This is a genomic window from Natrinema soli (genome assembly GCF_028618695.1).
On the sequence record NZ_JAQIVI010000012.1, the window covers coordinates 1 to 2,864 of the forward strand.

A 2,864-nucleotide genomic window follows, 5' to 3' on the forward strand; every position below is an offset into this window, starting at 1 on the left:
GCCAGCGCTCACCCGAACAACTATCACTGATCAAGTGGAAAATTTGCTTGCAGGATTTTCATAGGTGCAGGATTTTCATAGGAGTTCCCACCCATCATTATGCAGAGACTCGACCATGGATAAAACGTGTAACTGTTGAAATCACTGGCTTACAGGTGCGGAATGAGGGCTGTATAATAGATGGATAGCGGGTATGAGACATATTCTATGACACGCTCTTGTGGGAATATTTCCACGAAGTCGATCCCGGAAACGTTTCCAGGGCCGACGATAGTAGTGATGCCCGCGACAAAGCAGCTGAAAAGAAGGTTCGTCTAAAGCAGACCTTTCTTCTTGAGGCGGTCCGTCATGCAGTCCCGACAGATCGAGACGTTTCTTCTATCAGCCTCCTCTAGCAGAGTAGGGAGGGGAAACGTCGCATCACAGTTGTGGCACTCATGCTCAATCGGAACGCCTCAAGTCTTAAGTTCGGCCATGCGCGCTTCGACCTCCTCTTGGTTGGCGGCTCGTAGTCGTCCAATGTCTCTTCGCGAATTTCGTCCGGAGTGATGTTTTCGCTCATGTGTCTCTGTCTCTATTGCCAATCTCTAGATATATATATATATCTTGTAGTTACTCGCCAACTCCCGCGCCACTGAGCATTTCAACCGTGTCCCGACAATTCGAGCAAGCGTGTAATGTCCCGTCGTTGGCCGAAAATACACGCTTGTATCGATCTGTAACGTGTGAATCGCAGTTATCGCAGTGTGCCATTAGACAATACCTCGGATTGTACGAATGGCCAGCGAGGCAGCCATTAAGTAAACTCCTGTACCGGCAACCAACAGCCACGAGGCCGAGAACTCACTCATCCTGCCCCTCCATGCATGTTGCAAAGGTGCGTTCTATCTTGAGACACTCCAGGCGCGCCTGCTCGAGTTCGGCTTGAGTGATACCCTGCATTAGCCACCTCCGAACTTGCAGCCGTCTCGGTGGAGAGGGAACTCCGTATTCGGGGAACGATCACTCGAAAACATCGTCCGTCTCGATAACCTCACAGTCGCCGGTGCTGTGTTGAATCCGGGGGCGACGCGGGGATCACAGTGGCTCACAAAGTTGTTCGATGTTCGAAACGGCGAACATCAGGTCAATCTCACGGAACTCACGATACCAGAACTGCGCTCGCACGGCGGAGCCGGGCGAGCGCTGGGTGACGAGACGACGTCTCGACCATCCACCGCTGAGAGCACCTAGTACCGTCCCAACCGTCGAGTGACTAGTTCTCAGCCTCCTCGATAGTCGGATAGAGCCGGTGTAGTTTCGTTCGAGCGTCCTCGTTTGTGAATTGCCAGTTGATCGTGACATCCAACTTATTGCGCTCAGCTTCCCACGCAGCGACCTCCGACTGGAGGGTCGCTGCGTTCGAAATTCGGCGGTTGAGACACTGGGTCTGGAGCGTGCTCCAGACGAGTTCGGCCATATTCAGCCAACTTCCGTGCGTGGGCGTATAGTAGAACTCGAAACGATCGAGATACTCGCGTGCTTTCTCGGGCGGGAAGAATCGATAGAAGGCAGCCGGATTGTGCGTGCTGAGGTTGTCCAAGACTACCCGGATGCAGACCGCATCCGGGTAGTCGTCGGCAATCGCCTGCATACAGTCGATCCATTCACAGGTCCGCCGTCGTTCAGTCACATGGAGACGACACCGGCCAGTTAACGGCTCAGTCGCCAGGTGAAGCATTCGTTTCCCATTGCGTTCGTAGTGGTGATCTGTTCGAGCGACCGCTCCCGGTGACGCCGGGAGCGGGTCGCGGACGTGCTTGCGAAGTTCCTTGCTGGACTCGTCGAAGCAGATGACTGGACGGGTCTCGTCGTACGGCTCTTCGTAAAGAGAAAGGATCATTTCCATCCGATAGACGAACTCTGCGTTCTCTTTGGGCGGAATAAGCCAGTACTCAGAGCGGTGTGGCTTCAGGTCGTTTTTTTAACCGCTGTCGGACGGTTTCCTCGGAGATCGAGTCGAACTCGATCTCCTCGAGGGTAACGAGGCGGTCAGCAAGAAGCGTGTACCTCCAGCGAGTTCGGCCTTCAGGCGGCTTCGAACAGGCGAGTGCGACGAGGTGGGCTTCAGCTCGCCCGTCGAGTTTTGGTTCGTAGTCTCGGTCGGGCTTGCGGCGGTGGATCGCCGCAAGCCCTCTCTCAGAGTACGCTTTGCGTGTGCGATAGGGCGTGGCGATCGAGCAATCGAGGTGCTCACAGATCGTTGGATCTGTGAGCCCCTCGTCGACCTTCAGGAGAATTTTTGCTCGGGTGATCGCTTCGGCTCTATGTTCGCCTTTCGAGACGAACTCCTTCAGCTCGTTCCGCTCCTCGTCAGAGAGATCGACAACGTGCTTCTTTCGCCCCATGTGTATAGAGACGCTCTCAAAGGAGATAACCTAGACTATCCACGTTTGGGACGGTACTAAGTAGGTCTGCATCCTGAACAGTTTGAAACAATTGTATAGCTAAAAATCGCTTTAACTGATAGATAGGGATATAACCAGTATTCGTACGTCGTGTTGTTATGTGGGAACGACGATCTGTGCTGGCGAGTGGTGCAGCGCTGTCGATCGGGACCGGACTCGCTTCGGTGGGGGCCGGAGCTTCCGAGGCTGACATCGACGAACTTCTGAATCCGGATCGCAATCCGGGACCGAACGAGGACTGGCCGTCACACCGAGGCGACCCCGGTCACGCCAGATACATCGCAGACGGCCACGAGTTCGACGGCGGAGAACTCGAGGCCGCGTGGTCCGTTGAGGGTGCGGGTACGGGTACCGTCGCCGACGGGACGGTCTACACGCCGACCGACGACGGCGTCGTCGCCCTCGATGCGACGAACG

At 55.3% G+C, this 2,864-nt stretch carries 3 protein-coding genes and 2 pseudogenes; 1 reads left to right on the forward strand and 4 read right to left on the reverse strand.

What is annotated here, in order from left to right; genetic code table 11:
• Nucleotides 1-612 precede the first annotated feature (612 nt).
• The 4 genes and pseudogenes from PGX04_RS34290 to PGX04_RS00955 all read right to left on the reverse strand — a co-directional run bounded on the left by PGX04_RS34290 (nucleotide 613) and on the right by PGX04_RS00955 (nucleotide 2,387).
• Entirely contained in the window at nucleotides 613-753 is a 141-nt protein-coding gene (locus PGX04_RS34290; RefSeq protein WP_425498422.1) for a DUF7563 family protein, read from the reverse strand.
• 324 nt (nucleotides 754-1,077) lie between these two features.
• Nucleotides 1,078-1,225: pseudogene (locus tag PGX04_RS00945) on the reverse strand (IS5/IS1182 family transposase); the annotation flags it as partial.
• Nucleotides 1,226-1,255: 30 nt separating this feature from the next.
• The gene (locus tag PGX04_RS00950) at nucleotides 1,256-1,954 is read right to left on the reverse strand and encodes an IS630 family transposase (protein ID WP_337959437.1); all 699 of its coding nucleotides are present in this window, start codon (nucleotides 1,952-1,954) and stop codon (nucleotides 1,256-1,258) included.
• Nucleotides 1,935-2,387, reverse strand: coding sequence for a helix-turn-helix domain-containing protein (locus PGX04_RS00955; RefSeq protein ID WP_273736800.1), 453 nt, complete (start codon nucleotides 2,385-2,387; stop codon nucleotides 1,935-1,937). The genes PGX04_RS00950 and PGX04_RS00955 overlap by 20 nt, the downstream gene beginning before the upstream one ends.
• Nucleotides 2,388-2,545: 158 nt before the next feature.
• Here PGX04_RS00955 and PGX04_RS00960 point away from each other — a divergent pair.
• Nucleotides 2,546-2,864 (forward strand): annotated as a pseudogene (locus PGX04_RS00960) (PQQ-binding-like beta-propeller repeat protein); the annotation flags it as partial.

What these genes read in the sequence shown, in the direction of transcription:
- PGX04_RS34290 (WP_425498422.1), bottom strand. Translation starts at nt 753, where the DNA reads ATGGCACACTGCGATAACTGCGATTCACACGTTACAGATCGATACAAG.
- PGX04_RS00955 (WP_273736800.1), bottom strand. Translation starts at nt 2,387, where the DNA reads ATGGGGCGAAAGAAGCACGTTGTCGATCTCTCTGACGAGGAGCGGAAC.